The 25,755-nt window shown below is 69.7% G+C and carries 29 protein-coding genes; 18 read left to right on the top strand and 11 right to left on the bottom strand.

Annotated features, from left to right (window positions below; translation table 11 throughout):
* Positions 1-11: 11 nt before the first annotated feature.
* Entirely contained in the window at positions 12-719 is a 708-nt protein-coding gene (locus HALOF300_RS10210; protein WP_197522452.1) for a DUF4303 domain-containing protein, read from the bottom strand.
* Between the two features lie 34 nt (positions 720-753).
* Here HALOF300_RS10210 and HALOF300_RS10205 point away from each other — a divergent pair, with 34 nt between their 5' ends.
* The 5 genes from HALOF300_RS10205 to HALOF300_RS10185 all read left to right on the top strand — a co-directional run bounded on the left by HALOF300_RS10205 (position 754) and on the right by HALOF300_RS10185 (position 4,713).
* Entirely contained in the window at positions 754-1,158 is a 405-nt protein-coding gene (locus HALOF300_RS10205; protein WP_197522451.1) for a hypothetical protein, read from the top strand.
* A gap of 69 nt (positions 1,159-1,227) precedes the next feature.
* Positions 1,228-1,785, top strand: a complete 558-nt coding sequence (locus HALOF300_RS10200) for a type VII secretion system-associated protein (RefSeq protein ID WP_156740849.1) — start codon at positions 1,228-1,230, stop codon at positions 1,783-1,785.
* Positions 1,786-1,854: 69 nt separating this feature from the next.
* A complete protein-coding gene (locus HALOF300_RS10195) occupies positions 1,855-3,015 on the top strand; it encodes a hypothetical protein (RefSeq protein ID WP_156740848.1) in 1,161 nt (386 codons plus the stop codon).
* 58 nt (positions 3,016-3,073) lie between these two features.
* Positions 3,074-3,619 (top strand): GNAT family N-acetyltransferase, encoded by a 546-nt coding sequence (locus HALOF300_RS10190; protein WP_156740847.1) that lies wholly within the window; start codon positions 3,074-3,076, stop codon positions 3,617-3,619.
* Between the two features lie 281 nt (positions 3,620-3,900).
* On the top strand, positions 3,901-4,713 hold the full coding sequence (locus HALOF300_RS10185; RefSeq protein ID WP_156740846.1) for a hypothetical protein: 813 nt from the start codon (positions 3,901-3,903) through the stop codon (positions 4,711-4,713).
* Positions 4,714-4,736: 23 nt separating this feature from the next.
* On the opposite strand, the gene HALOF300_RS10180 is transcribed toward HALOF300_RS10185, so the two are convergent.
* The gene (locus tag HALOF300_RS10180; RefSeq protein ID WP_156740845.1) at positions 4,737-5,894 is read right to left on the bottom strand and encodes a hypothetical protein; all 1,158 of its coding nucleotides are present in this window, start codon (positions 5,892-5,894) and stop codon (positions 4,737-4,739) included.
* Positions 5,895-6,003: 109 nt separating this feature from the next.
* Here HALOF300_RS10180 and HALOF300_RS10175 point away from each other — a divergent pair, with 109 nt between their 5' ends.
* On the top strand, positions 6,004-6,438 hold the full coding sequence (locus HALOF300_RS10175; RefSeq protein ID WP_231955214.1) for a GNAT family N-acetyltransferase: 435 nt from the start codon (positions 6,004-6,006) through the stop codon (positions 6,436-6,438).
* A gap of 206 nt (positions 6,439-6,644) precedes the next feature.
* A complete protein-coding gene (locus tag HALOF300_RS10170; protein ID WP_156740844.1) occupies positions 6,645-7,508 on the top strand; it encodes an AraC family transcriptional regulator in 864 nt (287 codons plus the stop codon).
* A gap of 53 nt (positions 7,509-7,561) precedes the next feature.
* Here the strand turns inward: HALOF300_RS10170 and HALOF300_RS10165 are convergent, their stop codons facing one another.
* The gene (locus HALOF300_RS10165) at positions 7,562-8,092 is read right to left on the bottom strand and encodes a metallophosphoesterase family protein (RefSeq protein ID WP_197522460.1); all 531 of its coding nucleotides are present in this window, start codon (positions 8,090-8,092) and stop codon (positions 7,562-7,564) included.
* A gap of 255 nt (positions 8,093-8,347) precedes the next feature.
* Between HALOF300_RS10165 and HALOF300_RS10160 the strand changes: the two genes are divergently transcribed.
* The 4 genes from HALOF300_RS10160 (at position 8,348) to HALOF300_RS10145 (ending at position 12,298) form a co-directional block, all read left to right on the top strand.
* Entirely contained in the window at positions 8,348-9,688 is a 1,341-nt protein-coding gene (locus HALOF300_RS10160; protein ID WP_156740843.1) for a sensor histidine kinase, read from the top strand.
* Positions 9,689-9,752: 64 nt separating this feature from the next.
* Positions 9,753-10,424 (top strand): response regulator, encoded by a 672-nt coding sequence (locus HALOF300_RS10155; protein WP_269455277.1) that lies wholly within the window; start codon positions 9,753-9,755, stop codon positions 10,422-10,424.
* Between the two features lie 84 nt (positions 10,425-10,508).
* Entirely contained in the window at positions 10,509-11,636 is a 1,128-nt protein-coding gene (locus HALOF300_RS10150) for a fatty acid desaturase family protein (RefSeq protein ID WP_231955212.1), read from the top strand.
* A gap of 116 nt (positions 11,637-11,752) precedes the next feature.
* Positions 11,753-12,298, top strand: a complete 546-nt coding sequence (locus tag HALOF300_RS10145; protein WP_156740842.1) for a hypothetical protein — start codon at positions 11,753-11,755, stop codon at positions 12,296-12,298.
* A gap of 29 nt (positions 12,299-12,327) precedes the next feature.
* Here the strand turns inward: HALOF300_RS10145 and HALOF300_RS10140 are convergent, their stop codons facing one another.
* Positions 12,328-12,930: a TetR/AcrR family transcriptional regulator gene (locus tag HALOF300_RS10140; protein ID WP_156740841.1), complete on the bottom strand. Its 603-nt coding sequence runs from the start codon at positions 12,928-12,930 to the stop codon at positions 12,328-12,330.
* 126 nt (positions 12,931-13,056) lie between these two features.
* On the opposite strand from HALOF300_RS10140, the gene HALOF300_RS10135 reads away from it, so the two are divergent.
* On the top strand, positions 13,057-14,031 hold the full coding sequence (locus HALOF300_RS10135) for an SDR family NAD(P)-dependent oxidoreductase (protein WP_156740840.1): 975 nt from the start codon (positions 13,057-13,059) through the stop codon (positions 14,029-14,031).
* Between the two features lie 163 nt (positions 14,032-14,194).
* Entirely contained in the window at positions 14,195-14,815 is a 621-nt protein-coding gene (locus HALOF300_RS10130; RefSeq protein ID WP_197522450.1) for a nucleoside/nucleotide kinase family protein, read from the top strand.
* Positions 14,816-14,915: 100 nt separating this feature from the next.
* Here HALOF300_RS10130 and HALOF300_RS10125 read toward each other — a convergent pair whose 3' ends face one another.
* The 3 genes from HALOF300_RS10125 to HALOF300_RS10115 form a co-directional block, all read right to left on the bottom strand.
* Positions 14,916-15,254: an SHOCT domain-containing protein gene (locus HALOF300_RS10125; protein ID WP_156740838.1), complete on the bottom strand. Its 339-nt coding sequence runs from the start codon at positions 15,252-15,254 to the stop codon at positions 14,916-14,918.
* Positions 15,255-15,265: 11 nt separating this feature from the next.
* Positions 15,266-15,697, bottom strand: coding sequence for a DUF6325 family protein (locus HALOF300_RS10120; protein ID WP_156740837.1), 432 nt, complete (start codon positions 15,695-15,697; stop codon positions 15,266-15,268).
* Positions 15,698-15,768: 71 nt separating this feature from the next.
* Positions 15,769-17,454: a SulP family inorganic anion transporter gene (locus HALOF300_RS10115; protein ID WP_231955211.1), complete on the bottom strand. Its 1,686-nt coding sequence runs from the start codon at positions 17,452-17,454 to the stop codon at positions 15,769-15,771.
* 257 nt (positions 17,455-17,711) lie between these two features.
* Between HALOF300_RS10115 and HALOF300_RS10110 the strand changes: the two genes are divergently transcribed.
* Complete coding sequence (locus HALOF300_RS10110; protein WP_197522449.1) at positions 17,712-18,458, top strand: nucleotidyltransferase domain-containing protein; 747 nt, start codon at positions 17,712-17,714, stop codon at positions 18,456-18,458.
* A 336-nt stretch (positions 18,459-18,794) separates the two neighbouring features.
* Here the strand turns inward: HALOF300_RS10110 and HALOF300_RS10105 are convergent, their stop codons facing one another.
* The 3 genes from HALOF300_RS10105 to HALOF300_RS10095 are packed head-to-tail and all read right to left on the bottom strand — an operon-like array spanning position 18,795 to position 20,317.
* Positions 18,795-19,193, bottom strand: coding sequence for a VOC family protein (locus HALOF300_RS10105; protein ID WP_156740836.1), 399 nt, complete (start codon positions 19,191-19,193; stop codon positions 18,795-18,797).
* A gap of 51 nt (positions 19,194-19,244) precedes the next feature.
* Complete coding sequence (locus HALOF300_RS10100) at positions 19,245-19,616, bottom strand: hypothetical protein (protein WP_156740835.1); 372 nt, start codon at positions 19,614-19,616, stop codon at positions 19,245-19,247.
* Between the two features lie 32 nt (positions 19,617-19,648).
* Positions 19,649-20,317, bottom strand: coding sequence for a GOLPH3/VPS74 family protein (locus HALOF300_RS10095; RefSeq protein ID WP_197522448.1), 669 nt, complete (start codon positions 20,315-20,317; stop codon positions 19,649-19,651).
* A 126-nt stretch (positions 20,318-20,443) separates the two neighbouring features.
* On the opposite strand from HALOF300_RS10095, the gene HALOF300_RS10090 reads away from it, so the two are divergent.
* From HALOF300_RS10090 to HALOF300_RS10075, 4 genes are all read left to right on the top strand, one after another.
* The gene (locus HALOF300_RS10090; protein ID WP_156740833.1) at positions 20,444-20,854 is read left to right on the top strand and encodes a VOC family protein; all 411 of its coding nucleotides are present in this window, start codon (positions 20,444-20,446) and stop codon (positions 20,852-20,854) included.
* 126 nt (positions 20,855-20,980) lie between these two features.
* Positions 20,981-21,991, top strand: a complete 1,011-nt coding sequence (locus HALOF300_RS10085; protein ID WP_156740832.1) for a Gfo/Idh/MocA family protein — start codon at positions 20,981-20,983, stop codon at positions 21,989-21,991.
* The gene (locus HALOF300_RS10080) at positions 21,988-23,034 is read left to right on the top strand and encodes a Gfo/Idh/MocA family protein (protein ID WP_156740831.1); all 1,047 of its coding nucleotides are present in this window, start codon (positions 21,988-21,990) and stop codon (positions 23,032-23,034) included. The genes HALOF300_RS10085 and HALOF300_RS10080 overlap by 4 nt, the downstream gene beginning before the upstream one ends.
* Before the next feature lie 201 nt (positions 23,035-23,235).
* Complete coding sequence (locus tag HALOF300_RS10075; protein ID WP_197522447.1) at positions 23,236-24,339, top strand: class I SAM-dependent methyltransferase; 1,104 nt, start codon at positions 23,236-23,238, stop codon at positions 24,337-24,339.
* Here HALOF300_RS10075 and HALOF300_RS10070 read toward each other — a convergent pair.
* Positions 24,305-25,738: a glucose-6-phosphate dehydrogenase gene (locus HALOF300_RS10070; RefSeq protein ID WP_156740829.1), complete on the bottom strand. Its 1,434-nt coding sequence runs from the start codon at positions 25,736-25,738 to the stop codon at positions 24,305-24,307. The genes HALOF300_RS10075 and HALOF300_RS10070 overlap by 35 nt on opposite strands.
* Positions 25,739-25,755 lie beyond the last annotated feature (17 nt).

Genomic DNA, 25,755 nt, shown 5'->3' with positions numbered 1-25,755 from the left:
CTATCTCCGCGTCAGACGGTGTCGATCTGCAGGAACCCGCGGAACTCCGCAGTACCGGCCTGATCGTTCAACGCGGCGTTCCAGCGCGCGATGTCGACTTCCGAGACGTCAGCGTCGAGCGGCAGGAACACCCGCACCGCGTTCGGCCACTGTTCGAAGAAACCGGCTGCAACAGAGGCCGTCAACGCCTGTGCGATCGAGTCCCACACCGTCCTGCGGAACTCGCGAAGGCCGGGTGCTGTGCCGGGGTCGACGCTCGAGACGGAGCAGCGTCGCTTCGCCCGCTCTGCCTCGGCGCGGATCGGCTCCAGCGGGTCGTCGACTCCCTCTGCTCCGAGGATGTCCAGGTCCCACTCGCCGAGGTGCCATTTCGCGTCGATGGCGAACTCTGGGTCCTCGGCGATCAGGTCGTCGAGATGTCGCCGCGAGTGGGCGAAGGCCACGATCGACGTGGCGTCGGCATCGGTCGCGATGCCGACGCCGACCACGTCGCCCGCCGGCAGCTGTCCCGCAACCGCCGCAATGGCCTGCTCAAGCGCCGATCCGAGGCGATCGGACCAATCGCGTGCCCACGCGGAGAGTTCAAGATCCATGGCTCCATTGTCGCCGCTCGCCGACGCGCGCGACGCTTTCCGACCGCGGCGACGTGATGCGGCGGATCGAGCCGACGTGTTCGCGATCGACCCGTAGCGTTGCACGTTCAGCGTCTGCCGGGCCACGATCAGCGCGCCCGAGCCGAACTCGAGGGGAACCATGTCGAACAACGCCGCTGTCGATCTCATCCGGTCACTGACCGAGGCCATGAATGGACCGTCGTTGGCCCGAGAGATGCGCGGGCCCGTGGAGGACTGGGAATCGCTGGCGATGATCCTGGAGTTCGGCGACGGGTATCGCAGTGTGCACGGGTACGCCTACTCGCCCGGTAGCGCCATCACAGCCGTGGCCTGCGACTGGGCGAGCATCGAACCGGAGGTGCAGGCGTACTTGGGGGACCGGTACGAGCCCGGTGACCCGTTGCCCGTGAAGATCCTCGTGCAGTTCGACCGGGCGACAGGCGAGTACAAGGTGACGTTCGAGGACACGGATGAGGAACGTTGGGCAGTGAAGCCGGCGAACTACAGGCAGATGCGCGAACAACTGCGGCCGAAGTTCGACTGACCCGGTCGTGACCGACCCGCACTACGGTGGCGGGAAGTGACCGACCCTCGACATGGATGGTGACCGCACATGACCGAGCCGCAGACCACGCCACCCATCACGGACGCGCTCCGAGCCGAGGCACGGGCGAACCCTGGCTCGTGGGTCTACGCGGTCGATCCCGAGTTCGATGTGGGCGGTAGTGTGCCGCCGCAGGGCATCGTAGGTGCATGGCGTGCGGACGAGAACGGCGAACTGAGCGAGGGGTTCACCCCGAATCCTCGATACGTCCCGTCTCCGCTGGCGCGAGGGTGGGCCGCGCCGGTCAGCAAGCTGGAGCGCGTCCTGCAGCTTGCGCTGGCCGGACATGTGCCGGGCGAGCAGATGGACCGCGAGTTCGCCTCGGCCGACGTCGTCATCCTCAGTCGTCCCGAGGGTGGGATCTTCCTCGCTCCTGCCGCTGACGGCGGTCGTCTCGCCTACGCCTTCACCGACGCAGGCAAGGCGACGGCGTCGGGCTACACCGAGCACAGTGTGATCCGCGGCATGGAGCTGGCTGAGGCCCTGCCGGAGGGTGTGCGGATCGCGCTCAACCCGGGATCCGAGGTCTCGGTCATCATCGATCCGGCCGACATCAGGAGCACATGATCAGAGTCCGCGGGCGGCTGCCACGGCCCGTCCGGAGTTCGGTGTCGGCAGTCGTGAGACAGTGAGACAGTGGCGAAGCGATCACCGGCAGCCCAGGCGTGGCTGGACGCTCTCCGCCCTGCGACCCGTGCCCGCGGGATGCGGTTCGTAAGCGGGACCGCGTTCAGTCTCGACGACGTCTACATCACCGCCGTCGAGGCGCACGTGGTCCACCCGAACCGGGACCCCGAACGCCTGGAGATCAACTGGGCCGTGGACATCAAGCCGCGCGCTGTCGACGAGATCCTCTGGGCCGCATTCCTACCCGATGTGGTGATGGGTCCGCAGAAACGGATCAACCACCACATCGCCGGTGCCTTCCAGGTCCGGCCGATACGGATCGCCAGCGCCTCCCGGGAAGTGGACGTGGGAGGTGCCCCCGACTGGGATCCGGTGCTTGACGAGTTCGACCGGGCCCGTAGCGGCTTCATCACCACGCATCCCGCGGTCGCCGACTTCGTCGCAGTGCTGGAGCAGGACGGCGGAAGTCGTCCGTCGGGCCAGGAACTGGTGCGCACGATCGCCGCCCTGATCGCAGCCGACCGCGCGGCGGATGCCGCACGCATCGCCGACGAGGCGACCGCTCGCGGCGAGCGCGGTCCGATGTCGTCGACGGTCGATGTGCTGAAGTACTTGTCCGCGTACGCCAAGGGTCCGGAGGCCTACGCGGCGTTCACCGCAAGCTTGACGCCCACGCACAACCTGCAGGTTCATCACGAGTCGCAGCGCAGCACCTCAACCGATCTGGCCCGTGAGCATCACCCCGGGAGGCTCGGCCACCACCTCTCGTCCATGGACGGCTCCAACCCGTGGGCAGTGGTTCTGGCTGCTTGCCCACCTGCCGGGGCGCCGGATGATCATTCGACATCGTTGTACATGCAGGCCGCCGGGACCGCGGAGGCCATGGTGCTCGAGTTCTGCCGTCCGGGAGGAGCCGCCCTCGGGGCAGTTTCCGTGCGCTCGGTCGTTGGTCGCCCGAACACCGACCAGGATCGGCCCGAACTTGAGATCGTGCTGCCGCGCAGCACGGAGAGGATCGCCCGGCACGAGGTGTTCACCGCGGGCGAAGCAGCAGAGCTGTTCGAGTTGTTCTACCGGACCGACTCGATCGCCGCCGGCTACATGCTCCGGCCGGTCGAGGGATACCTCGCCGACGGCGGTCGCCTCGACCTGCGCGACACGACGGTCTGAGGCGAGTCGATGGCGCGCCCGCCGGAGACAGCCTCCACGGCTGTGCCACGGTGATCTCATGAACCTGTCGACCCCGACCTTGGAGACCGAGCGACTGCGCTTGCGCCCCTTCGCCGACACCGACGCCGACGACCTCTTCGAGCTGCAGAGCAATGCCCACGTGCTGCGCTACTGGGATTCTCCGCCGTGGACGGACCGGGCCTCGGTCGCGCGCTTCATGGCCGGATGCCGGGCGATGGCGGAGGATGGCAGCGGCGTGCGGGTGGCGATCGAGCGCAGATCCGACCGGGTTTTCGTCGGTTGGTGCACCTTCAACAGCTGGAACCCTGATTTTCGAAGCGGCTCCCTGGGCTACTGCCTCAACGAGGCTGCCTGGGGCCACGGCTATGCGACCGAGGTGGCGCGCGTCCTGCTCCGATGGGCCTTCGACACGCTCGATCTCAACCGTGTGCAGTCCGAGACCGATACCCGCAACGTGGCATCGGCCAGGGTGCTCGAGAAGCTTGGCTTCGTGCGTGAAGGGACGCTGCGCGAGGAATGCATCGTCAACGGTGACGTGTCCGACACCTGGGTCTACGGCCTGTTGAGGCGTGAGTGGGCCTGACCCTCGGAGATGGCGGGCCCGACGTGCGCGAGATCGGGATCCGCGCCCTGTCCTTTCGCTGGTCGGACGCTGAGCGCCAACAGTTCCGGTCCCCGCCGTACCCGTTGCCGGCCGGGCTGGCCCCCTTGATCGGGCAACTGGATGCCGCGCTGCCTGCGGACCATGAGGCCTTGCGGCAGCGACTGCTCCGGGCCGCGGAACTCTCGCCCGGGGCGTATGTGCCCTCATCGGCATACCGAGGGGCGTATGCCCCTTCGTCGGCCGGAGGCGGATCCAGAGTGATGGCGCGCAGTGGGCTGCCGAGGGTGCTGCTGGACCTCCTGTTGCACCGCGTCCTGACTCCGGCCGACGGCGACCGGCTGGTCGAGGCGGCCGAGCGGACGGACCTTCCGACCATGGACCGCGGGCTCGTGGTCCGGGACCTGCTGCTCCGGCTCGTCGAGGTGAACCTGATGACCGGCGGCGTGGCAGCGGCCGAGCAGGTCGCGGCACGCATGTCGCCCGAGTGGGAGTACCTGGGATGGCGTGAGATCGCCTCCTACCACGCCGCGAACGGCGATGCCGACGCGTTCTTCCGCAACTGGCGCCGATACGACGCGCGCCAGGACCGCGCCGAGGTGCAGCGTCTGAAGACGAGACTCGTCCAGGGCGTTGCTATCCGCGGGGGCTGGCGGGCCGCCGTCGCCGTATGCGGCGACAAGCGGATCGGCGACGGTTTCCTCCTCCACGCGTTCGAGCCCTCTGCCCACGGGTACGACGACCTCGTGACGTTGTTCAGCGGGGATGCCGCCGGTGTGCTCACCGAGGTCGACGAGCTGCACTGCCTCGTGGCCGCCGCCGTCGCGGATTCACGGCCCCGGCCGCTGGCCGACCACCGTGGCGTTGACGACCTGCTCACCCGGATCGGCGCGCTGGACCCGAACGAGAGCAGGCAGGCGATGCGTGCCCGCGACCATCTTCTGGGCACGCTGTACTTCGCGATCGGCAGCGAGGACACCCTCGCCCGCCTCCGCAGGCAGATCCGCACGCCCCGCCTGCGCAGCGAAGCGAGGCGCCTGTTCATTGGTCAGCCGGACAGCGGAGCTCGTGTGTGAGTATGAGCGGTTCCGCGTCGATCTCACGCCGACGGCGGACGGCGTTGACGCGCGAGCCAGGTGTGATTGGCGATCGCACCGGTCACCGCCTCGCGGTACCTGTTGGCGTCCGGGCCGCGGTACAGGTCCCTCTGCGAGAACGGAGAGTTCTCCCGGTGCGGGCCATTGTCGTGGATTCGCGTGGCGAGGTCTGAGAGATAGGCGTGGCCGCCGCCGCGGTAGGCCTCGAGCTCGGACCCGTCCAGACGGATCAGCGCGGAGTCGTCGGCCATCGAGGTGATGACGTACCTGGCATCGAGATAGAGAACGCCCAGCTGCTCGACAAGGAACCAGGCCCCGGGCTCGTGGTCCACGTAGTGCATGGCGTCGCGTTCCTGCGCGATCCTGGTCGCGTCGCCCCACTGCTCGACGGGTGGGATCGCACCGAGCGGTCGTCGCATCGCGTCGTTCATGACGTAGTACCCGAAGGTCGGGGCCGAGTCGCGGAACAGGGTGAAGCAGATGATCCGCTTGCAGGTGGTGCACGCGAGCTGGCTCTCGACCCGCGCCATGAGCCCGGACGCGTGAAGTGGCCGCAGGTCGATGAGCCTGACCCAGTGGGCATCCTGGGTGAGGAGACCGGCCCTGAGTGCCGCGGCGAGCGATCGGGTGGTGCCGTCCACGTCGACTCCGCCGTCCGAGTCGGACCTGCGAACCAGGAGATCACTGCAGGACGGGCAGTCGTCGTCCTCGGGGCGACAGGCAAGACCGGGCCTGTCCACGGTGATGGTGACGCCGACGAGGTTTCCCGCATCGTTCCAGCCGCGGTTGCCCCTGAAATTGAACCGTGCGTATCCGCCGTCGACCGCGAAGTACGGCACTCCTATCCCCGCGAAGTGGAGCGGAACGCCCATGGCCTGCTTGAGGTCCTTCAGGGTGGCGTCGTTGCCGACACCGGCGATCCACTCGGACAGGTCGAGCCCGGGCGGACCGAGCAGCGCCGGGGCGAGGTGCAGGAGCACGGCTACCACCGAGTCGTCGTGCAGGATCATCTCCACGCCGGGGGCGAACAGCAGCCGTCGCGACCGAATGGCGGGTTCGCCGACGGGCCGCTCGTTGACCGCGACCGGTTCGCCTCCGAGCGCGTCGACCAACCGACGTGTGGCAGGGTCGGCCTCGGGCAGGCTGAGCGCGTCAAGCACCGCCGGAAACCGGGTAGCCGTTCGCCATCGTTCCACCCGACCATTATCCGTCCGTCGAGCTATGGCAGTCGGCGCGGTCAGACGGCCGATGAACCGTAGTCTCGGAGGCGTGGAGTTGACGAAATTCGGGGTTCGGCCCGCAGTCGAGCGCGATCGGGACGCCGTCTGGGTCCTGGTCCAGCAGTTCGCCGTGTCCTACCAGCCCGATCGTGAGCACTTCGACGCGGCGTTCTCCGCTGTTCTGAGCGATGACAACATGGTTGCGCTTGTCGCGGTCGGCGACGGTCGAACGGTGGGGTACCTACTGGCGAATCACCATCAAACGTTCTTCGCAAACGCCCCGGTGGCCTGGGTCGAGGAGGTCATGGTTGCCGAGTCCGACAGGGGTGTGGGTGTGGGCCGTGTACTGATGGAGCGTGCGGAGGCATGGGCCAAGGAGGCCGGCGCGGCGTACGTCGCCCTCGCAACCAGGCGGGCCGCCGAGTTCTATGGCGCGCTCGGTTACGAGGAGTCGGCCGCCTTCTTCAGGAAGCGGCTCCACTAGCATCGGCTGCCTCCAGCGCCGTCAGAGCGTGGAGACATGCGCTAGTTCGTGGCGGTGTGATCGGGTCTCGCTCGGGCGTCGGCGAGCTGGCCGGCCCGCCGGGCGACCTGCTTGCGTACCCGGCTGTTGGCCGATCGAACCTGACCACGATGATCGGGTGCGGTCAACCCGCGGCCGCGGAGGATGGTCATCGAAAGGAGGACCACATGATCGGCACACTCAACGCCCTGGTCGACCTCGTCGAGAGGAGTCTGGGCGAAGTGATCGACGTCGCCGTGTTCGCCCGCGAGCACGGCACGACCGAGTACCACCTGCGCAGGATGTTCTCGGCGCTGGCGCAGATGCCGCTGTCGGAGTACCAACGCCGCCGTCGGATGACCCTCGCCGGCGCCGACCTCGCGGCCGGTGATCCGGACCTGCTTGCGGTCGCGGTGCGATACGGGTACGGATCGGTCGAGGCGTTCGGGCGAGCGTTCCGGGCAGTGCACGGCACGAGCCCTGCGGATGCACGCCGACACGGTGGTCCGCTCAGCACACAACCCACGCTCAGGTTCCGCCTGAGCGTCGAAGGGAGCACACCGATGGACGTCACCATCACAGCCCGACCCGAGTTCGTCCTCGCCGGGCACGCAGCGCAGGTTCCGCTCATCTACGACGGCGTCAACCCGCACATCCAGGAGCACATCGCCGCCATCGCGCCCGAGGAGCACGGACGACTCAAGGCGCTCGGGAACACCGAGCCCGCCGGCATCCTGGCGGTCACGTCAGGTACCGAACCGGACGCGCCGGAAGGCTCGCTGCTCACCTACCTCCACGGGGTCGCACTCGAAGCGGCCACCGCGCCGCCGGGCGATCTCGACGTCATTGCGGTCGAGGCAGGGACCTGGGCCGTCTTCTCCTCCAGCGGTCCGTTCCCGGAAGCGCTGCAGCGACTGTGGGCGGCGACGGCGACGGAGTGGTTCCCCTCCAACCCATGGCGACTGCGTCCGGGACCATCGATCCTGCGCTACCTCGAGCTCACCGAGACCCATGCCACCTGTGAACTCTGGCTGCCTGTCGAAAGCGCCTGAGGCGAAACCATGGGACGTCCTCGACGGCTGGGCTGCCCTGGCGGTCGTGACCTTCACCGACGAGGCGGCAGCCGGTGCAGGACGACCCCCTCGACCCGACCCGCCCGAAGCGTGGCCGTGAGATAGGTGCAGTGCGGCTGGCGGCGTCGGTCGGTCGGCGAGCCCGGGTTGAGCAGGCGCAGCCCGTCGGCCTCGGTGTCCCATGGGATGTGGCTGTGCCCGAACACCAGCAGGTCGAGGTCCGGGAACGCCGCCCGCATCCGGGCCTCTCGTCCGGTGCGCGGCCCGCTCTCGTGGACCACGCCGATCCGCACACCTGCGACGACGGCGCGCGCCACTTCGGGCAGCCGCTCGCGCAACTCGGGACCGTCGTTGTTGCCCCAGCAGGCCAGCAGCGCGCGCGACCGTTCCGCCAGCTCGTCCAGGAGCGCCGGGGTCACCCAGTCCCCGGCGTGGACGACCAGGTCCGCGGCCTCGACCTGGTCCCACACCACGCCGGGCAGGTCGCGTGCCCGGGCGGGGAGGTGTGTGTCGGCGAGCAGCAGCACCCGCACCGGGCCGTCGTGGTGACCGGCGCGGAACATCTCGACGTCGTCGACCATTGGGAGCAGCCCCTCGCTGTCGGTGTGCTTGCCTGGGACGGCGTCGATCATCCGCCGGTACTCGCTCAGCGGCGCCGTTGTCCACCGAAACCTACCCGGTGCGAGCACCCCCGACCGGCCCGGACTCGGCCGGACCACCGCTCTCGGCGCACCAGGTGGCTTGCCGTACCTGCTGTGACGACCGGCCGGTGGGCGCGCCAGGTGACGAGCCCGCCCGATGTGCGAGACCGTAAGCGCATGAGGGCACGCGGGCAGACGGCGGTGGGCACGCCGGAACGGGCAGCGTTCCCGGCCAACGTGCTCGAGCGCATCGACCGACTGCTGCACCGGATCGGAGTGCGGCTGCTGTCGCAGAGTTGGATCCGCGCGCTCGTGTGGCTGTCGATGATCGCCGTACTGATCGTCAACGCCTCGACCATGCCGGCGATGTACGGAGCGGTGGTCGCGATCGCGATCGTGGTCGCCGTGCTGCATGCGGCGACCCTCGTGTGGGCGCTGGGGAGGCCGTGGTTCGCGGTCGGTGCTGCCACGGTGGCGGTGGCGGCGACGACCCTGCTCACGGCCATGGGGCACGGGGATCGGCCGTGGCCGATGCCGGTCATCACGACCGTGACCTGTGCGCTGATGGTGTTCATCCTCGCGGTGCGGGAGAAGTGGCTGTTGCCGGTGGCAGGGGCGGTGCTCCCGGTGGTGGCGGCCACGTTCGCCGCGCTGCCGTGGCACACCGGAGGATGGGGGCGGTTCGCGACCAATGTGATCACGGCCATCTCCGTCTGCGCGCTCGTGGTCATCTTCGGGATCCTCATCGGCCAGTGGCAGCAGAGCCGTGCTGAGCTGCTCAAGCAGCAGGAGATCGCGGCCACCGCACAGGAGCGTCGACTGCTGATGGAGGAGCGGAACCGGATCGCCCGGGAGCTCCACGACGTGGTGGCGCACGGGTTGTCGGTGATCTCCATCCAGGCCTCCACGTTGCAGTACCGGATCGAGGACGTCCCCGCTGAGGTCGTCGCGGAGCTCGACGACATCACCGACTCCGCGCGGAGCGCGCTGGTCGAGATGCGAGGGCTGCTGGCCGTGCTGCGGCAGGAGGACGGCGAGAACCTGCTCGCTCCGCAGCCGACGATGAGCTTCGTCCCGACCCTCATCGAGAGCACACGCCGAGGCGCGGAGTCGGTGCGCCTGCACGTCGAGGGTGAACTCGACGACCCGCGCGTCTCCGAGGCGACCTCGCTGAGCGTCTACCGAATCGTGCAGGAGGCGCTGAGCAATGCGCTGCGGCACGCACCCGGCAGCGATATCGAGGTCAGCATCGCGATCACCCCGGAGCATGTGTTCGTCGAGGTGCTGAACTCGGCGCCGACCGCATCGGTCCGTGCCACCGAGGGCCATGGGTTCGGCCTGCGCGGCATGCACGAGCGCGCCAGCTTCGTCCGGGGCTCGCTGACCGCCGAGCCCACGCCGGAGGGCGGCTTCGTGATCCACGCGGTGCTGCCATGCTGGCTGGCGGAGGAGCCCATCGACCGACAGAGCGAGCCCGACGACGGAGCCCCGGCTCCACCGTCGGAGATCGAGAGCTGAGTTCGGTCCCGAGGCCCGAGAGGTGAGATCCTCGTCCTGAGCCCCCGATCAGAACGGAACACACGTGGACCACGACGAGATCCGGGTTGCGATCGTCGACGACCAGGCGATGGTCCGGGCTGGGTTCGGCGCGCTGCTCAACGCCCAGGAGGGCATCACGGTGGTGGGGGACGGCTCCGACGGGGCCGAGGCCGTGGAACTGGTGACCCGCACTCGGCCGGACGTGGTGCTCATGGACATCCGTATGCCCGAGGTCGACGGGATCGAGGCGACCAGGCGGATCGCGGCGCTGGAGGACGTCGAGCCCCGCATCATCATCCTCACCACGTTCGACCTCGACTCCTACGTGTTCCAGGCACTGCGGGCAGGTGCGAGCGGATTCCTCCTCAAGGACGCGCCCGCCGCCGACCTCATCCACGCGGTGCGCGTGGTGGCCGGAGGGGACGCGCTGCTCAGCCCTTCGATCACGCGATCGGTCATCGCGGAGTTCGTGTCGCAGCCGGCACGCGCGCACGCCGACGCCGCTCGGTTCAGGGAGCTGACCGACCGGGAGCTGGCGGTGGCGAAGCTGGTCGCGAGGGGCCTGTCGAACGCCGAGATCGCGGCCGAGTTGGTGCTCGCAGAGCAGACGGTCAAGACCCACGTCAGCCGGGTGCTGATGAAGCTCGGGCTGCGGGATCGGACCCAGATCGTCGTCGCGGCGTACGAGGGCGGGCTGATCGTCGTCGGGTCCTGAGGCGCTGCGTCACTCTTGGGTACTACTCAAGGTCGAACCGTGCGGGTGACGACACCGGGGCCCTTGAGACCCGACCATGGCTATATGACTGACACCATGGTCTTGGACGCGCCGGCGGATCAGGCAATCCCGGCCGCAGTTCCGCGCGTGCGCAAGGAGCGGAACACCCGGCACCTCAGCGACTTCACGGATCTGACCAAGCGGGTCAAGGCCGAGGGGCTGATGGCCCGCTCGCACGGGTGGTACATCTCCCGGATGGTTGCGTACCCGCTGGTGCTGGGCGGTCTGGCCTGGGCCTCGGTCATGATCGGCGACAGCTGGTGGCAGCTGGGCATGGCGTTCCTGGTTGCGGTGCTGATGACGCAGATCGCTTTCCTCGGTCACGACGCCGCGCACCGTCAGATCTTCACCTCCCCGAAGCTGAACGAGTGGACCTCACTCGTGGTGATCAACCTGTTCGTCGGTATGGGCCTGGGTTGGTGGCAGATCAAGCACAGCAAGCACCACGCGACGCCGAACCAGGCCGGCCGCGACCCCGACGTCCGTCGTGGCACCGTCGCGTACACGCCCGAGGATGCCCGCAACCGCTCGACGGCGTTCCAGCGCTGGCTCTCTCGTTACCAGGGTGTGTGGTTCTTCCCGATCATGACGCTGGCGGGACTGCAGCTACACCTGGCCGGGTTCCAGCGGTTGCTGAGCCGCGAGCCCGTTGACCGCCGATGGACCGAGATCGCGTTCATCGTGATCCGGCAGGCGACGCTGGTCACGTTCGCGTTCCTCGTGATGTCGTGGCCGATCGCCTTCGCGTTCATCGCTGTCGAGGTGATGGTGTTCGGTTTCTACCTGGGCATGTCCTTCGCCCCCAACCACATCGGGATGCCGATGGTGCCCAAGGAGGTCCGCATCGACTTCCTCCGCCGTCAGGTGCTCATGAGCCGGAACATCAGTGGTGGCCGTCACGTCGACACCTTGCTGGGCGGGCTGAACTACCAGATCGAGCACCACCTGTTCCCCTCGATGTCGCGCCCCAACCTCCGCAAGGTCGCCCCCATGGTCCGCGAGCACTGCGAGAAGCTCGACATCAAGTACCACGAGACCTCGCTTGCCCGGTCCTACGTGGAGGTCGGGCGGTACATCAACCGTGTCGGCCGCGGGAACATCGACGTCTGGGCCTGCCCGCTCGCCGGTTCTCTCAGGGCCGGGTTGGTGTAGCGGCCGGGATCCGCCACAGGCCGAGGCGATGTCTCGGAAAGACGGAGTGGACGACGGCGTGGCCCGGGTCGACCAAGGCCCGTCGCCCTGGGTGGTCGTGGCGCTAACGTGGCGGAATGCTCACCGACTTCACGCGTGACCATGCCTTCACGATCGCCTGGTTCGGGCTCATGGCCTTCGTGTGGTGCGGGTGGGCCCAGGAGGACCCGCCACCCCGATGGCGGTGGTGCCTCGGCGTCGCGTCGGGCCTGGGTGCGATCCTGGCCGGCGGCTTCGGCTACTCCGTTGCGCTGCACTGGGACGACGGCTCCGCGCTGGAGGGTCGGTACGAGTGGTTCGGTGCGGTGGTCGGTCTCGAGGTGCTGCTCGCCGGCGCCGGATGCCTGGTCCTGGCACGCCGGTCGCAGAGCCGCTGGATGGCATGGTGGGTCGCGCTCGTGGTGGCGCTGCACTTCATCCCGCTCGCGTTCTTCCTCGGCGACTGGTCCTTGGCGTTGCTGGGGCTCATGCAGGCCGCCGCGCTGTTCGGATTGCTGCCCCGCCTGCGCCGGACCGACGAACCCACCAGCCGCCTGGTCGGCCCAGTCATGGGTGCCTCGCTGTTGGTGTTCGCGTTGCTCTCCTGCGTGGTGTTCGTCGCGCGCATCGGCTCGCCCTGGTGAGTCGTGCGCTGCCGCGGAAGCGCCCCGACTCAGGGGTCGCTTCCGATGACACGCAGGGCGCCGGGGGCGACGGTCTCCAAGTACCAGGTGGCCACCAGCTCCGGAGGGTCGCGCGGATCCTGCTCGAGCCACCAGGTCAGGGACCCGAGCGCCGCCGCGGCCAGGATCATCGCCACGACCCGGGGGGGCACCCGCGCTCCGTCCTGCGGGACCGCGGCCCGACCGATCCGCTGCTCGAGCAGGCCCGCGAAGTAGATGCGTAGGTCGGTGCGCAGCCGCTCGGAGCCGCCCTCGCCGAGCACTCCGCGGTAGAAGGGAGCCTCCCGATCGAGGTCGGTGAGGAAGGCGATCAGCCACGCGGGCGGCGCTTTCCCAGGTCGCCACGGGTCGGCCGCATCCTGCAGCAGTGGGAACTCGCGGACCGGCCGGAACGTCTCGCCGACGACCTCGACGAGCAGGTCGTACTTGCTGCGGTAGTGGGCGTAGAACGTGGTCCGGTTGACCAGGGCCCGCTCGGTGAGGGCGGTGATGGAGACGGCCTCATAGCCGCGTTCCGCGACGAGGTCCGCCAGGGCGGCGCGCAGCATCCGCCGGGTGCGGCGGACCCGCAGATCCCCGTCGTTACCCGACACTCCGGCCCCTTCCGTCGTGGTACCCGACACTGCGCGGGTACTGCCCTTGAGTTCGCGCGGCCCACCCGTGACGGTGGTCCGAGCATCGCAGAACGGTGCGGTGGGAGCCAACGAGAGGGAGCAGACATGGGAAGTCTGGACGGGCGCGTGGCGGTGGTCACCGGCGCGGGCCGAGGGATCGGCCGGGAGGAGGCGCGCTACCTCGCCGGCCAGGGTGCTGCCGTGGTGGTCAACGATCCCGGGGTGGCTCCGGACGGCGGCGGTGGCGACAGTTCCGTGGCCAGGCAGGTCGCCGACGAGATCGTTGCCGCCGGCGGCCGGGCGGTGGCGAACACCGACAGCGTCGCCGACTGGTCCGGCGCCGCCCGGGTGGTGGCGACCGCCGTCAGGGCCTTCGGCGACCTGCATGTGGTCATCAATAATGCCGGGATCGAGCGGGGCGGCGCGCTCGGCCGACTCAGCGAGGCTGCGTTCGATGATGTCGTGGCGGTGAAGCTGAAGGGCACGTTCGCGATCAGCCACTGGGCGGCGACGTACTTTCGCGAGCAGCATGCGGCGGGAGCCCGGGCGGACCGGAGCATCATCAACACCGCTTCCGGGTCAGGTCTGCTCAACCCGCTGCCCACGCAGACCAACTACGCCGCAGCCAATGCGGGGGTGGCCGCGATGACCACCGTGCACGCACTCGAACTGGGCGTCCTCGGCGTGCGGGTGAACTGCCTGTCGCCCTCGATGATCCGCACCCGGCTGACAGCCGCCGTCCCCGGCATGCCCACCGCGCCGGCGACCCCGGGTGCGTTCGACCCGAACCACCCCGCGGTGATCGCGCCCGTCGCCGCGTACCTCGCGGCTGCGGACTGTCCGCTAACCGGCCAGGTGCTGAGCGTGCGCGCGACCGCGGTGACGATAAACCGCGGGTGGTCCGCGGGGGAGACCATCAGCTCCGGCGCCGAACCGTGGACGGTCGACCGGCTGGCCATCGCGGCTCGTGAGCTGACGGTCACCGACCCGTACGAGGACCTGGCCGCCTCGCTCAGCGGTGCCCTCGGTCCGATGGACACCGCGCAGGTCCGCGCGCTGGTGGCTGCCCAGGTCGTCTGAACCGGGCCGAACCGCGCGGCACGCCTGCCCGGGGCGCGGACCTCCGGGGGGCTTCGGAGGTGCGGGCCGGGTAGGCGGGCGCTGGAATAGTGACGACATGGACTCCTTCGTCGAGTGGCTTGCGGATGACCTGCTCCGGCGGCTCGGCGCAGGGCGCCGGCTGGTGGCCGTCGACGGTGTCGACGGGAGTGGCAAGACCTCGTTCGCCACCCTGCTCGTCTCGCACCTCGAAGAACGGCGACCGGCGATTCTCATCCACGCTGATGCCTTCCTCAACCCTGCGGCGGTCAGGCACGCCAAGGGGCGCACGTCGCCAGAGGGCTACTGGATGGACAGCTACGACTACCCAGCGCTCAGGGAACAGGTGCTGAGTCCTCTGAGCCCCGGAGGAACTGGCTGGTACCGCCCGGCGGTGTACGACCTCGACACCGAAACGTCGATAACGGTCGAGACGGCGTTCGCTCCGCCGGACGCCGTCACCGTGGTGGAGGGCCTGTTCCTGCACCGCGACGAACTCGCCCCGGTGTGGGACGCCTCCGCCTTCCTCGATGTGCCCTTCACGGTGAGCGCCGCGCGGATGGCGGTGCGCGATGGCAGCCACCCAGATCCCGAGCACCCGACGATGCGCCGCTACGTCGGTGGTCAGCGGCTGTACTTCGCGGCGGCGCACCCGTGGAGGCGGGCCACGTACGTCGTCGACAACACCGACTACCCAAGCCCATGCCGGATCGATCCCGAGATGGCCACAGCCGCACGCTCCCCTCAACATCCCGGCCAACGGTGATTGCGTCCCAACCGGGACGGCTGTCCCACGGCCGGGTGCCCGGTCGGAGCCGGGCGGCGTATTGCCCCGATACTCGCCTCCGCCTCCCTAGGTCGGTCTATCAGCCGAGTAGGCGTGCCTTGGCGGCGTCGAACTCGGCGTCGGTGAGTGCGCCGGAGTCACGCAGGGACGCCAGCCGCTGCAGCTCATCGACCAGGTCGCCGCCGACGGGTGCCGCGGACGCCGGCGCCTGCTGTGCGACGGCGTTCTGCGCAGCGGCGTTCAGCTGCGCCTGGGCTTGGGCAGTCTCGTACTGTTCCTGCTCGTACTGGGCCTGCGCCTGCCGTTGTCGTCGGTTGGCCATCCCGCCGCTGACGGCGGTGGCTGTGCCGGCCACCACGGCGGTGCGTGCGGCGAGGCCGATGAGGCCAGGTCGTCCGAATCTCCTCATCAAGGGCATGTCGGTTCTCCTTACTGTTCGGATGCGAGTGCATCGGTGATGGCGTTGACGATCGGTGCAGGGATCCGCTCGGTGCGCAGGACAACGCCACCGGAGGCGTCGAGCCGGTCCGCGAGGGTCCGAGCCCAGGAGAGCTCCAGGGCGACGAGTGCGGCAGAGGCGCCCGGTGGGATGAGCTCGGCGAACTCGGCGATGTCCTCCTCGGCGACGAGACCCGTCGCGCTGAGGCCGGAGTCACCCAAGCCGTAGTCGTCGATCTGGTCCTCGACCTCGGCCACGGTGATCTCACCGGACTCCGATCGGGACACGATCACGAAGTCGAGCAGTCGCACCGAGCCGTTGTCGATGAGTTCCGTGAGTGCCGAGACGACGCCCGGACTTGGCCGGTCGCCCTCGAATCCGACGAGGTAGAGCTCGACGGGGCCGTACGTGAACTGTGTCATGGGTTTCCTTCCTGGGATGTACAGATGTCCGTGCCGTTCGTGGAAGTGCCGGTCACGAGTGCAGGCTGGGGCTACCTCCCCTCACCGGCGGCTGCGGGTGCCACGGGCTCATCCGCGGCCAGGGCGGAGAGCGCGGCACGGTTGGTGGGATAGACAGCCCGACCGCCGATGAGGTCGAGCCTGGTCGCCCGCTCGAGGGTCGCGGCGCGGACGCGGCTGAAACCGACCGAGACGCCCTGACCGTCGAGCCATTGCAGGAGTGCCTCGAACGACTCGGCGCCGGTGACGTCGACGTCGGTGACCGCCTCCATGTCGACGACGAGATGGCGGACAGCGCCAGGCTCGGCGCCCGTGATCGCGCTCTTCACGGCCCGGCTGAACACGTCCCCGTTCGCGAAGAACAGCGGTGCGGCGAGCCGGATGACGATCACGCCCGGAGCGGTTGTGCTCCCTCTGGGGGCGTCCGTCAGCAGTGACTCTCCGGGTTCACCGGAGGCGGCGAGCACATCGATCGCCGGGTGCGCGGCCCGCTTGGCGAGGTTGATGAGGGCGAGGACGAACGCCACGACGATTCCCGCGATCGAACCCACCACGAGGGTGACGACGAAGCAGACGGCGCCGATCGCGAACTCGAAGTGGTCCTTGCGCCACAGCGCGGCGAACTCGCGGATCCCGAGCAGCGGGATGATCGCCACGCCGACGATCGCCCCGATGGCGGGGGACGGGATGTCAGCCAGCAGGGCGGTGCCGAACACCAGCAGCAGGAAGGTGCCGACGGCCAGCACCAGCGACGGCAGTTGGGTCCGGGATCCAGCCTGATCCATCGCCGCCGTGCGCGATGTCGAGGAACCCATGGTGAAGCTTCCCGAGGCACCGGCGACGATGTTGCCGACACCGAACGCGAACAGGTCGCGATTCGGGCTCGTGGGATAGCCGTGTTTCTCACCGTAGGAGCGCGCGACCAGGAGCCCTTCCGCGGTCGTCACGAGGGTCAGTGCGATCGCGGAGGGAATCAGGGCGAGCCAGAGTGAGAGCTCGATGGTCGGCCACGTCAGTTGCGGTGGTCCGGCGGGCACCTCGCCCAGCACGTCCACGCCGGCGGCGGACGCGTTCGTCAGGAGGACGGCGACCGTGGTGACCACCAGGACGATCAGCGCCCACGGCACGGCCGGGATGAGTCGGCGGCCGCCGAGCAGTACCGCGACGGCTGCGACCGAGATCAGCAACGACCAGGGATTCGTCGTGCCGATATCCGTGACGAGGCCGGCCACCTTGTCCACGAACTCCCCGCCCGAGTCGATCGATACTCCGAGCATCTTCGCGATCTGGCTGACCATGATGTCCAGGGCCAGGCCCCCCACGAAACCCACCAGGATCGGCTTCGACAGGAAGTCGGCCAAGAACCCGAGCTTGAAGTAGGACAGTGCGAGGAACAGAACGCCGACGATGATCGCCTGAGCCAGGGCCAGCGTCGAGTAGTCGGCGCTGCCCGCGACCGCGAGCCCGCCGATCGACGACGCCACCAGGGCCGCGGCCGCGGCATCCGGGGAGACCACCAGTTGGCGGGAGGACACCGTGAGCGCGTAGACGATCGTGGGCAGCACGAGCGCGTACAGACCCGCGGTCGCCGGGAGCCCCGCGATCTGGGCGTATCCGATGTTCAGCGGGACCGCGATGGCAAGGAGCGTCACGCCGGCGAGCAGCTCGCGCGTCAGGTTCTGGCGGGTCAGACCAGCGAGCGGACGTTGCACGAGCACCTCCGGAACGTGAGAGTCGGGCGCACGGTCGTCAGCATCGTGCGAGAGGGCACCCGGCGACATCATCCGGATGTGGTGACCCGTGACTGCTCGCAGGGAGGCGAGCCGCGTCGGCCAAAGGATCGGTGCGGCGGCTCGGCCCACCCGGCGCAGGGACGTCGCCGAGGACCTGGTTGAACGCCTCCGGTCGTCACAGCGGCGTCGCGTCGCTACTGGCCACGGCTCGACGCCTTCCGCCTGGCCTACCATCGGATCCCATGTTCACCACGCAGTTCCGGGACGAGTTGGTCCGGCTCCTGGAGGAGCATGCCCGCTGTGATCCTCGGGTCGTCGGAGCGGCCCTGGTCGGCTCCGCGGCGACCGGTGGCCAGGACCGGTGGTCCGACATCGACCTGGCCCTGCAGATCGCCGACGGCGTGGACCCGGACGACGTCGCGGACGACTGGACGGCGTGGCTGCGCACCGAGCAGGACGTCGCCGACACCCTCGACGTCCACGGCGCCGGCACCCTGTTCCGGGTCTTCCTGCTCGCGAACTCCCTCCAGGTGGACCTCTCCTTCTGGCGCCGTGACTCCTTCCGGGCCACCGAGCCTGGGTTCCGGGTGCTGTTCGGCGCGCCCAACGCGGCGACGGAGCCGACCCTGCCGGAGCCGGCGAACCTGGTCGCCATGGCCTGGCTGTACGCGTTGCACTCCCGCTCGGCCGTCGCCCGCGGCCGGCTCTGGCAGGCGTCGATCATGCTCGACGGGATCAGGGAGCGCCTGATCTCGCTCGCGTGCCTGCGCCATGGCCTCAACCCCCACCAGGGTCGCGGCGTCGACCGACTGCCTGTCGGCGAACTGGACGCGCTCGCCGCGACCCGGCCCTGCGCCGTCGAACCGGAGGAGCTGCGCCGAGCACACACCGCCGGCCTGGCTGCGTTGGCCGAGGAGGCCGCCCGCCACGACCAGGGTCTCGCCGATCGGCTCGCTCCCGCCCTTAGGGCGCTCGCCCTCACGCAGTAGCGTCGAGGAATGGACTTCTACGTTCCGGTCCAGCCCGACGGCGGCCGTCAAGATCGAGATGACGCTCGGTGGGTTCGGGCTCGGGCTGGCCTGCCCGGCCCAGCGGCGAGCAGCCAGGGGCTCACCCCGGTGACCTCCGGGCACAGGGCGTGCGTGACGATCTGGGATCGACGACGTCGACGGCGCGTACGCGCTCGCGCTCGCTGCTGGGCCTCGGACCACGAGGGTCCGCACCCGTTCCTGGAGGGGCGGCTTCGGTGGCCTTCGTCGAGGACCCGGACGGCCACCCCGATCCAGCCCGCCCAGCGCGTCGCCGTCTGACCCGACAGGCACTCGTCAGGCGACGCAGAACTCGTTGCCCTCGGGGTCCGTCATCACCACGTGGCCGAGGATGGTCCGGCCGTCGTCGTCGAGGTACTGCTCGTCGCGGACCCGGGTGGCGCCGGCGGCGGTCAGTTCCGACACCTTCTCGCGGATCAGCTCCGCCCGCCGGACCCAGTCCCACGGTGGCTCGCCGGCCACCCGGATGTCGATGTGCAGCCGGTTCTTCGCGCTCTTGCCCTCGGGCACGCGCAGCCACCCGATCGCGGGTCCGTGCCCGTCCGGGTCGATGATCGAGGCGCCGTCAGGGTCGTCGTAGCCGGGCTCGGCCACATAGCCGAGGGCCACCGACCAGAAGTCCGCGAGACGTCGTGGGTCGTTCGCGTCACCACCGAGGGTCCAGTGCACGGCCATGATCGCGAGACTAGGGACCATTCCGGGCGTTCTCCACCCGGATTCTCGGCATCATTCGAGCAGTTGCCTCTTGGCCGCCACCTCACGCAGGATCCCCTCGACGTGCGTCGTGCTCCGACGGAGCCGGTCGTAGTTCGCGACGAACGCGTGGGACCGGCGCGAGCGGGACAGGAAGTAGCCGCACGTGACGGTCACCGGGAGCGTGAACAGCAACGGGAACAGGTTCCAGCCGATGAACCAGACCGTCCCGGAACCCGGGGGCGGGTCCGTGGGCACGAACCACATACCGACGGCGAAGCCGACCGTGACCAGTGCCGTCCCGAGGAGCGCCGCAACCGTGCCGCCACGGCTCAACGCACCAGGTGCCAGATCGTGCGGGTCCTCGGGCAGTACCGCGGCATCGCCCCGGGTTACCACGCGCATCCTGATGCTACCGATCCCAGCGGATCCGGGGCTCAGGTGTAGGTCGTGACCATCACGGCGGTGGCCTCGTCGATGACCTGGCGGACCGCGGTCCCAGCCCAGTCGCTGGCCGCGATGTTCTTGGCCCGCTGGTCGATGACCGTGCGGTCGGCGTCCGGGAACACCTTGCGCACCACCCTGGTGGCCTGCAGCAGCGAGATCAGGGTGGCGGTGTGCCGGTCCGGCTCGGCGCCGTCGACGAGAACCGCGCGGACCCGATCGCGGATCTCGCGTTCGACGTCGACCTCACCCGGCGTCCATCGGGTGCTCGTGAAGATGCCCAGGATCTTGCTCTCCTGCTGCTCCAGGACGCCCTCACCGGCGAGCCGCTCGAGCAGCTGCTCCTTGAGCGTCTTGGCCCGGTCGGACCAGGAGAACATCCCACCGATGGCCGAGACGGCATCCTTGGGCTTGCGACCGTGGGCCTTCTCGAGGATCTCCAGACGCAGCGGGTCGGTCGGCTCGGCTCGCCCGGTCCGCGCGAACCGGCCCTTCTTCACGGGCCCGTCCGACTCGGTGATCTCCAGGGCACCGTCGTACACGAGGTCCGTCAGCGCTGCCGCGGCGATGGCCGTGTGCAGGCTGCTCGCGTCGAGCAGCGGCTTGCCGGACTCGTCGTCGAGAATCAGGAGCAGGTACTCCTCGGCGAGGGTGTGACTCATCGATTCCTCCCTTGTCGATGCCTTCCAGTCGACCATGACCGCCGCAGGTGCGCATCCGTCCTGCAGGGGAGATGGTGCGACGCATCCGGACGGGATCCGTCCGGAGCCGCCGGTACCTTCGCCGGTATGACTGACGCACCGATCGCGAAGCCGGTCCTCGATCTGATCATCCTCGACTGCCCCGACGCGCTGGCGCTCGGCGGGTTCTACTCCGAGCTGCTCGGCTGGCCCATGGAGCCCGGCGCGGACCGGGACTGGGTCAACCTGGTGCCGCCCGGCGGCGGGGTGAGCCCGGAGCGTCCGGACGGGCGCCCGACCCTCGCGTTCCAGCGGATCGAGGACTGGGTCACGCCGACCTGGCCCGGAGGCGCCCACCCCCAGCAGGTCCACCTCGACCTCACCGTCGTGAACATCGACGCCTCCGAACCGTCGGTGCTCGCCCTCGGTGCGCGGCGCCACGAGCACCAGCCCTCGAAGGACGGCGGCTTCCGGGTCTACCTGGATCCGGCGGGTCACCCGTTCTGTCTCATCCAGTGACCCGCGGGCGCTCACGGTTCGATACGGTAGTTACGTGAGCCTCGTGCGCCAGACCCAGCTCGACCTGTCCGCGTCCACGTGGGACGCCGCCCACCTGATCGGCCGCGTGCCCGCAGTGAGGAAGGCGTGAGCGCGCCCCGCGTCGGCCTCATCGGTGCCGGCGGGATCTCGGGGGTGCACGCCGCCGGCTGGCAGGCCCTCGGCGCGGACGTCGTGGTGCACTCCGAGCATGGTGGGCAGGCCCTCGCCGACCGGTTCGGATTCCGCACCGCGGACACCCTCGCGGACCTGTGGCCACAGGTGGACCTGGTGGACATCGTCACCCCCACCTCCACCCACGCCGAACTGGCCCTCGCCGCGATCGGTGCGGGCAAGCACGTGGTCTGCGAGAAGCCGCTCGCGCGTACCTCCGCCGAGGCGACTGCGGTCGTCGAGGCCGCCGAGGCGGCAGGGGTGCGGCTGTTCCCCGCCCACGTGGTGCGTTACTTCCCCGAGTACGCCGCCGCCCGCGCCGCGATCCGCGCCGGGCGGATCGGCACGGTCGCGGTAGCCCGGTTCCGCCGGATGAGCGCGGCGCCGAAGGCGGACTGGTTCTTCGACGAAGCACGGTCCGGCGGGATCGTGCTCGACCAGATGATCCACGACCTCGACCAGGCCGAATGGCTCGCCGGGCCTGTGTCCCGGGTGTTCGCACGGTCGACGGCGAGGGCCGGCGACGGCGGTCGCGTCGCCAGCGCCGCGGTGACGCTCACCCACGGCTCCGGTGCGATCAGCCATGTCTACGGCGTCTGGGGGCACCCCGGCCTGCCGTTCACGTCCTCGTTCGAGATCGCCGGGGACGGCGGCCTGCTCCGGTACGACATGGCTCGGGCCGACTCCGCCCGGGTCCACCTCGGTGGCCCGGCCAACGCGGGTGGCTACCTTCCGGCGCCGAACCCCTCGATGAGCCCGTACACGGCCGAGCTCGCCGACTTCTGGGCGGCCATCAGCACGGGCGCAGAAGCATCCGTGAGCGGCGTCGACGGCGTCAGGGCCGTGGCAATCGCCGAGGCGGTGCTGGCCTCGGCGGCGAGCGGCGAAGTCGTGGAGTTGCCCACGGAACCGACGGAACCGAGCACCGAGGGGAGCCTGCGATGACGACCGCACCCGGGCCGATCGCGATGAGCCCGACGACCGCGCCACTCACCGTTGGCATCCTGTCCTTCGCGCACACGCACGCGTCCTCCTACGCGCGGATCCTCGCCGCCACGCCGGGCGTCGAGGTGCTCGGCACCGACCCCGGGCCCTACGACCCGGGCACCGTGCGCGGCGCGGCGTTCGCCGCGGAACACGGCGTCACTTACGTCGAGGACGTGGCGACGCTGCTCGCGAGAGCGCCGGACGCCGTCGTCATCTGTGCGGAGAACACCGCGCACCGTGCGCTGACGGAACAGGCGAGCGCCGCCGGCGCGCACGTGCTCTGCGAGAAGCCGCTGGCCACCTCCGACGCGGACGCCGCGGCCATGCTTGCCGCCGCGGACGCGGCCGGCGTGATCCTGATGACGGCGTACCCGGTGCGGTTCGCGAGCGTCTTCACCGACCTCGTGGCGAGGGTGCGCGCCGGTCAGCTCGGCGACATCTACTCGATCCTCGGTACCAACAACGGGAAGATGCCGCTCGCCCAACGGTCCTGGTTCACCGACCCGGCCCGGTCCGGCGGCGGTGCGCTCCTCGACCACGTGGTGCACGTCGCGGACCTGATCGACGCCCTGCTGGGTGAAGGGGCCGAGGAGGTGCACGCCGTGACGAACCGGATCCTGCGGGCCGACGCCGGCGTGGACGTGGAGACCGGGGGCGTGGTCTCGATCCGGTACCCCTCCGGCGTGATCGCCACGATCGACTGCTCGTGGAGCCACCCGGAGTCCGCGCCGAACTGGGGCGGGCTCACCCTGGAGGTGCACGGTACCGCCGGGTCGGTGCGGATCGACCCTTTCGCGGCGCACGTGGCCGGCTACGACGCCGACGGCGAGGTCTGGGCCGGCTTCGGAGCGGACCTGGACGCCCGGATGGTCGGCGAGTTCCTCGACGCCGTGCGTACCGGCCGAACCCCGCAGCCCGACGGCGCCGTGGGGGCGCGCACGCTCGCGATCGTCACGGCGGCGCAGCGGTCTGTCGAGGCGGGTCTGCCGGTCAGGCTCTGAGTCGGTCGCCCGCCTCGGCGGCAACCTGCCCCTGACCACGATGGCAGTGTCGATGCCGCTCGGCATGGCGGTCTGCGGGCCACTTGCGGACATCTACAGCGTCGAGTTCCTCCTGGTCGTCGTCGCAGGCGCCTGCAGCCGACACGGACCCGCGATCGGAAGGTACGAGAATCCCACGCCTCGAGTGCCAGGATGAGTGCCATGGCCGACACTGCCGCCGCCAGGGAACCTCCACCCGCCGACCTGCGCACGCAGACTGCGCTCGCGGGTGTGGACCTCGCTGGCCGCGGTCTTGAGATCGGCCCGTCCTACAACCCGCTCGTGCCGAAGAGCTCCGGGTTTGACGTTCGCGTGATCGACCACGCGCCGCGCGAGGAACTCATCGCCAAGTACCGCGGCTATGGGCTCGACGAGGCACTCATCGAGCGGATCGAGGTGGTCGACCACCTCTGGTCCGGCGGCAGCCTCGCCGACGTGGTGGATGCCCCAGGCACGTACGACTACGTCATCGCGTCCAACTTCATCGAGCACACGGTCGACCTGATCGGCTTTCTCAACGACTGCGCCGCGCTGCTGCGCCCGGGCGGCCGCCTCGCCCTGGTGGTGCCGGACCTACGCTGGTGCTTCGACCACTTCAAGCCGCCGTCCACGCTCGGTCAGGTCGTCGACGCGCACCTGCGCCCGACCACCTTCCACACGCCCGGCAGCCTCCTCGACCACACCGCCTACGCGTGCACCCTCGACGGGGAGGTCGCCTGGTGGCCGGGACAGACCGGGGCGATCGGACTCCAGTTGCCCGCCCTCGAGGGAGCGGCCAAGGTCATCGCCGACGGCGACCGTCAGGACGTCTATCACGACACTCACCGGTGGCGGTTCACGCCTGCCTCGTTCGAGTTCCTGCTCGACGACCTCCGGGATCTCGGCTATCAGCCGTTCGTCCAGGTGCTCGGCGGGCAGTCACTCGGCTTCGAGTTCTTCGTCACCCTGGAAGCCGCCGCGACGCCACCCGCCGCGCGGGACCGGCTCGCCCAACTCCTTCGCGTCCGCGACGAGGTGCTGATCGGTTGCGGGGGCCTGACCGCAACCGAGGCGGATGGGCTGCGGGGGGAGCGGTCGGCGTTGCTCGAGGAGCGGGCGGACCTGCGCACGGAACTCGCACAGACACGTGCGTCGGTCTCGGCGCGGGTGACTCAGCTGGAAGAGGAGCTCGATGCCCTGCACGCGTCGACCTCGTGGCGGGTGACCCGCCCGCTGCGAGCGCTGCGCGACGTCACCGGACGGGTCCTGGCGCGGTTCGGTCGCTGACGCCCGGCACGGCGCCCCAGCCCTCGGGCCCCGCGGACCCGGCGGGGTAGTCCTGCATCGGTACCTCGTCGGCCCGCCACGCGGCCAGGACCGGGGCCACGATCCGCCAGCAGTCCTCCGCGACGTCGCCGCGGATCGAGAGCATCGGATCGCCGTCGAGCATGCGGTCCAGGACCTCGCCGTACGGCAGCATCCGGGACGCGCCGAGGGTCGCGCGAAGGTCCTTCTGCTCGAGGTCGAACGGGTCGCCCTCGGCGTTGACGGACATCGAGATGAGCATCTCGGCAGGCTTCAGACCGAGCACGAGCATGTCCGGGTGGCCAGTGCCGTGCAGGCCGGAGGGCACGTGGGCCGGTTCGCGGAAGAAGACCTCGATCTGCTTGACGGCCTCGCCCAGGGCCTTGCCGCTACGCAGCACGAATGGCGTTCCGCTCCAGCGCTCGTTGTCGATCTCGACGATCATCTCGGCGAGGGTCTCGGTATCCAGGGCCGGATCTACGCCCTCCTCGGCGACGTAGTCCGGTACCCGGCGCGTTCCGATGGTGCCCGCGGTGTACCGGGCGCGCCGGGACGAGCCGGCCGGATCGTCGGCCCAGATCCTGGTGGCTCGCAGCACCTGCGCCTTGAGCGAGCGGACCTGCTCCGCGTCCAACGTCTCCGGTGCCTCCATGGCGAAGAACGCGAGCACCTGCAGCAGATGGGACTGGATCATGTCCACGAGGGCACCGGCTCGGTCGTAGTAGCCCGCCCGGCCCTCCAGGGCCAGGTCCTCGTCGTAGCGGATGACTACCTTCTCGATGTGCTCGGACGTCCACACCGGAGCCAGCAGCCGGTTCGCGAACCGTACGCCGAAGAGGTTCAGCACCGAGCTCAGGCCGAGGAAGTGGTCCACCCGGAAGATCCGGTTCTCCTCGACGACCTTGAGCAGCCGGACGTTCAGCGCTTCCGCCGAGGCGAGGTCGGTGCCGAACGGCTTCTCCAGGGCGAGCCGGGTGGCGGGGTCGACGCCGCGGCTCTCGAGCAGCTCACAGACCTGCACCGAGATGCGCGGCGGTAGCGCGAAGTAGAGGACGGTCGGCCCGGCGACGGAGTCCAGCAGCCCGGCCAGCGCGTCGGCGTCCAGGACGTCGGTCCGGACGTACCGGGCTTGGTCGGCGATCACCCCGGCGGCGGCGGCGGGCACCCCGGCACCGCTCAGGGCGGACCGGACGCGCGCTGCCCAGTCCTGCTCGGAGAGGTCGGCGAGGTCGGCGCCCACGACCCGGACCTGGCGTTCCGGTTCGGCGGCCAGGAGGGAGCCCAGACCCGGCAGCAGGAGCCGGTTCGTGAGGTCGCCCGAGGCGCCGAGGATGAGGAGGGTGTTGACACTGTCGATTCCAGGCGGCGTGGCATCGCTCATCTCGTCAGTGTCGCAGG

Origin of the sequence: Occultella aeris, from assembly GCF_902703175.1 — a bacterium.
Lineage (GTDB): Bacteria > Actinomycetota > Actinomycetes > Actinomycetales > Beutenbergiaceae > Occultella > Occultella aeris.
This window is presented reverse-complemented; position numbering and strand designations above follow the sequence as displayed.

What these genes read in the sequence shown, in the direction of transcription:
- HALOF300_RS10205 (WP_197522451.1), top strand. Translation starts at nt 754, where the DNA reads ATGTCGAACAACGCCGCTGTCGATCTCATCCGGTCACTGACCGAGGCC.
- HALOF300_RS10200 (WP_156740849.1), top strand. Translation starts at nt 1,228, where the DNA reads ATGACCGAGCCGCAGACCACGCCACCCATCACGGACGCGCTCCGAGCC.
- HALOF300_RS10190 (WP_156740847.1), top strand. Translation starts at nt 3,074, where the DNA reads ATGAACCTGTCGACCCCGACCTTGGAGACCGAGCGACTGCGCTTGCGC.
- HALOF300_RS10185 (WP_156740846.1), top strand. Translation starts at nt 3,901, where the DNA reads ATGGCGCGCAGTGGGCTGCCGAGGGTGCTGCTGGACCTCCTGTTGCAC.
- HALOF300_RS10170 (WP_156740844.1), top strand. Translation starts at nt 6,645, where the DNA reads ATGATCGGCACACTCAACGCCCTGGTCGACCTCGTCGAGAGGAGTCTG.
- HALOF300_RS10165 (WP_197522460.1), bottom strand. Translation starts at nt 8,092, where the DNA reads ATGTTCCGCGCCGGTCACCACGACGGCCCGGTGCGGGTGCTGCTGCTC.
- HALOF300_RS10160 (WP_156740843.1), top strand. Translation starts at nt 8,348, where the DNA reads ATGAGGGCACGCGGGCAGACGGCGGTGGGCACGCCGGAACGGGCAGCG.
- HALOF300_RS10150 (WP_231955212.1), top strand. Translation starts at nt 10,509, where the DNA reads ATGACTGACACCATGGTCTTGGACGCGCCGGCGGATCAGGCAATCCCG.
- HALOF300_RS10145 (WP_156740842.1), top strand. Translation starts at nt 11,753, where the DNA reads ATGCTCACCGACTTCACGCGTGACCATGCCTTCACGATCGCCTGGTTC.
- HALOF300_RS10135 (WP_156740840.1), top strand. Translation starts at nt 13,057, where the DNA reads ATGGGAAGTCTGGACGGGCGCGTGGCGGTGGTCACCGGCGCGGGCCGA.
- HALOF300_RS10125 (WP_156740838.1), bottom strand. Translation starts at nt 15,254, where the DNA reads ATGCCCTTGATGAGGAGATTCGGACGACCTGGCCTCATCGGCCTCGCC.
- HALOF300_RS10120 (WP_156740837.1), bottom strand. Translation starts at nt 15,697, where the DNA reads ATGACACAGTTCACGTACGGCCCCGTCGAGCTCTACCTCGTCGGATTC.
- HALOF300_RS10110 (WP_197522449.1), top strand. Translation starts at nt 17,712, where the DNA reads ATGTTCACCACGCAGTTCCGGGACGAGTTGGTCCGGCTCCTGGAGGAG.
- HALOF300_RS10105 (WP_156740836.1), bottom strand. Translation starts at nt 19,193, where the DNA reads ATGGCCGTGCACTGGACCCTCGGTGGTGACGCGAACGACCCACGACGT.
- HALOF300_RS10100 (WP_156740835.1), bottom strand. Translation starts at nt 19,616, where the DNA reads ATGCGCGTGGTAACCCGGGGCGATGCCGCGGTACTGCCCGAGGACCCG.
- HALOF300_RS10095 (WP_197522448.1), bottom strand. Translation starts at nt 20,317, where the DNA reads ATGAGTCACACCCTCGCCGAGGAGTACCTGCTCCTGATTCTCGACGAC.
- HALOF300_RS10090 (WP_156740833.1), top strand. Translation starts at nt 20,444, where the DNA reads ATGACTGACGCACCGATCGCGAAGCCGGTCCTCGATCTGATCATCCTC.
- HALOF300_RS10080 (WP_156740831.1), top strand. Translation starts at nt 21,988, where the DNA reads ATGACGACCGCACCCGGGCCGATCGCGATGAGCCCGACGACCGCGCCA.
- HALOF300_RS10075 (WP_197522447.1), top strand. Translation starts at nt 23,236, where the DNA reads ATGGCCGACACTGCCGCCGCCAGGGAACCTCCACCCGCCGACCTGCGC.
- HALOF300_RS10070 (WP_156740829.1), bottom strand. Translation starts at nt 25,738, where the DNA reads ATGAGCGATGCCACGCCGCCTGGAATCGACAGTGTCAACACCCTCCTC.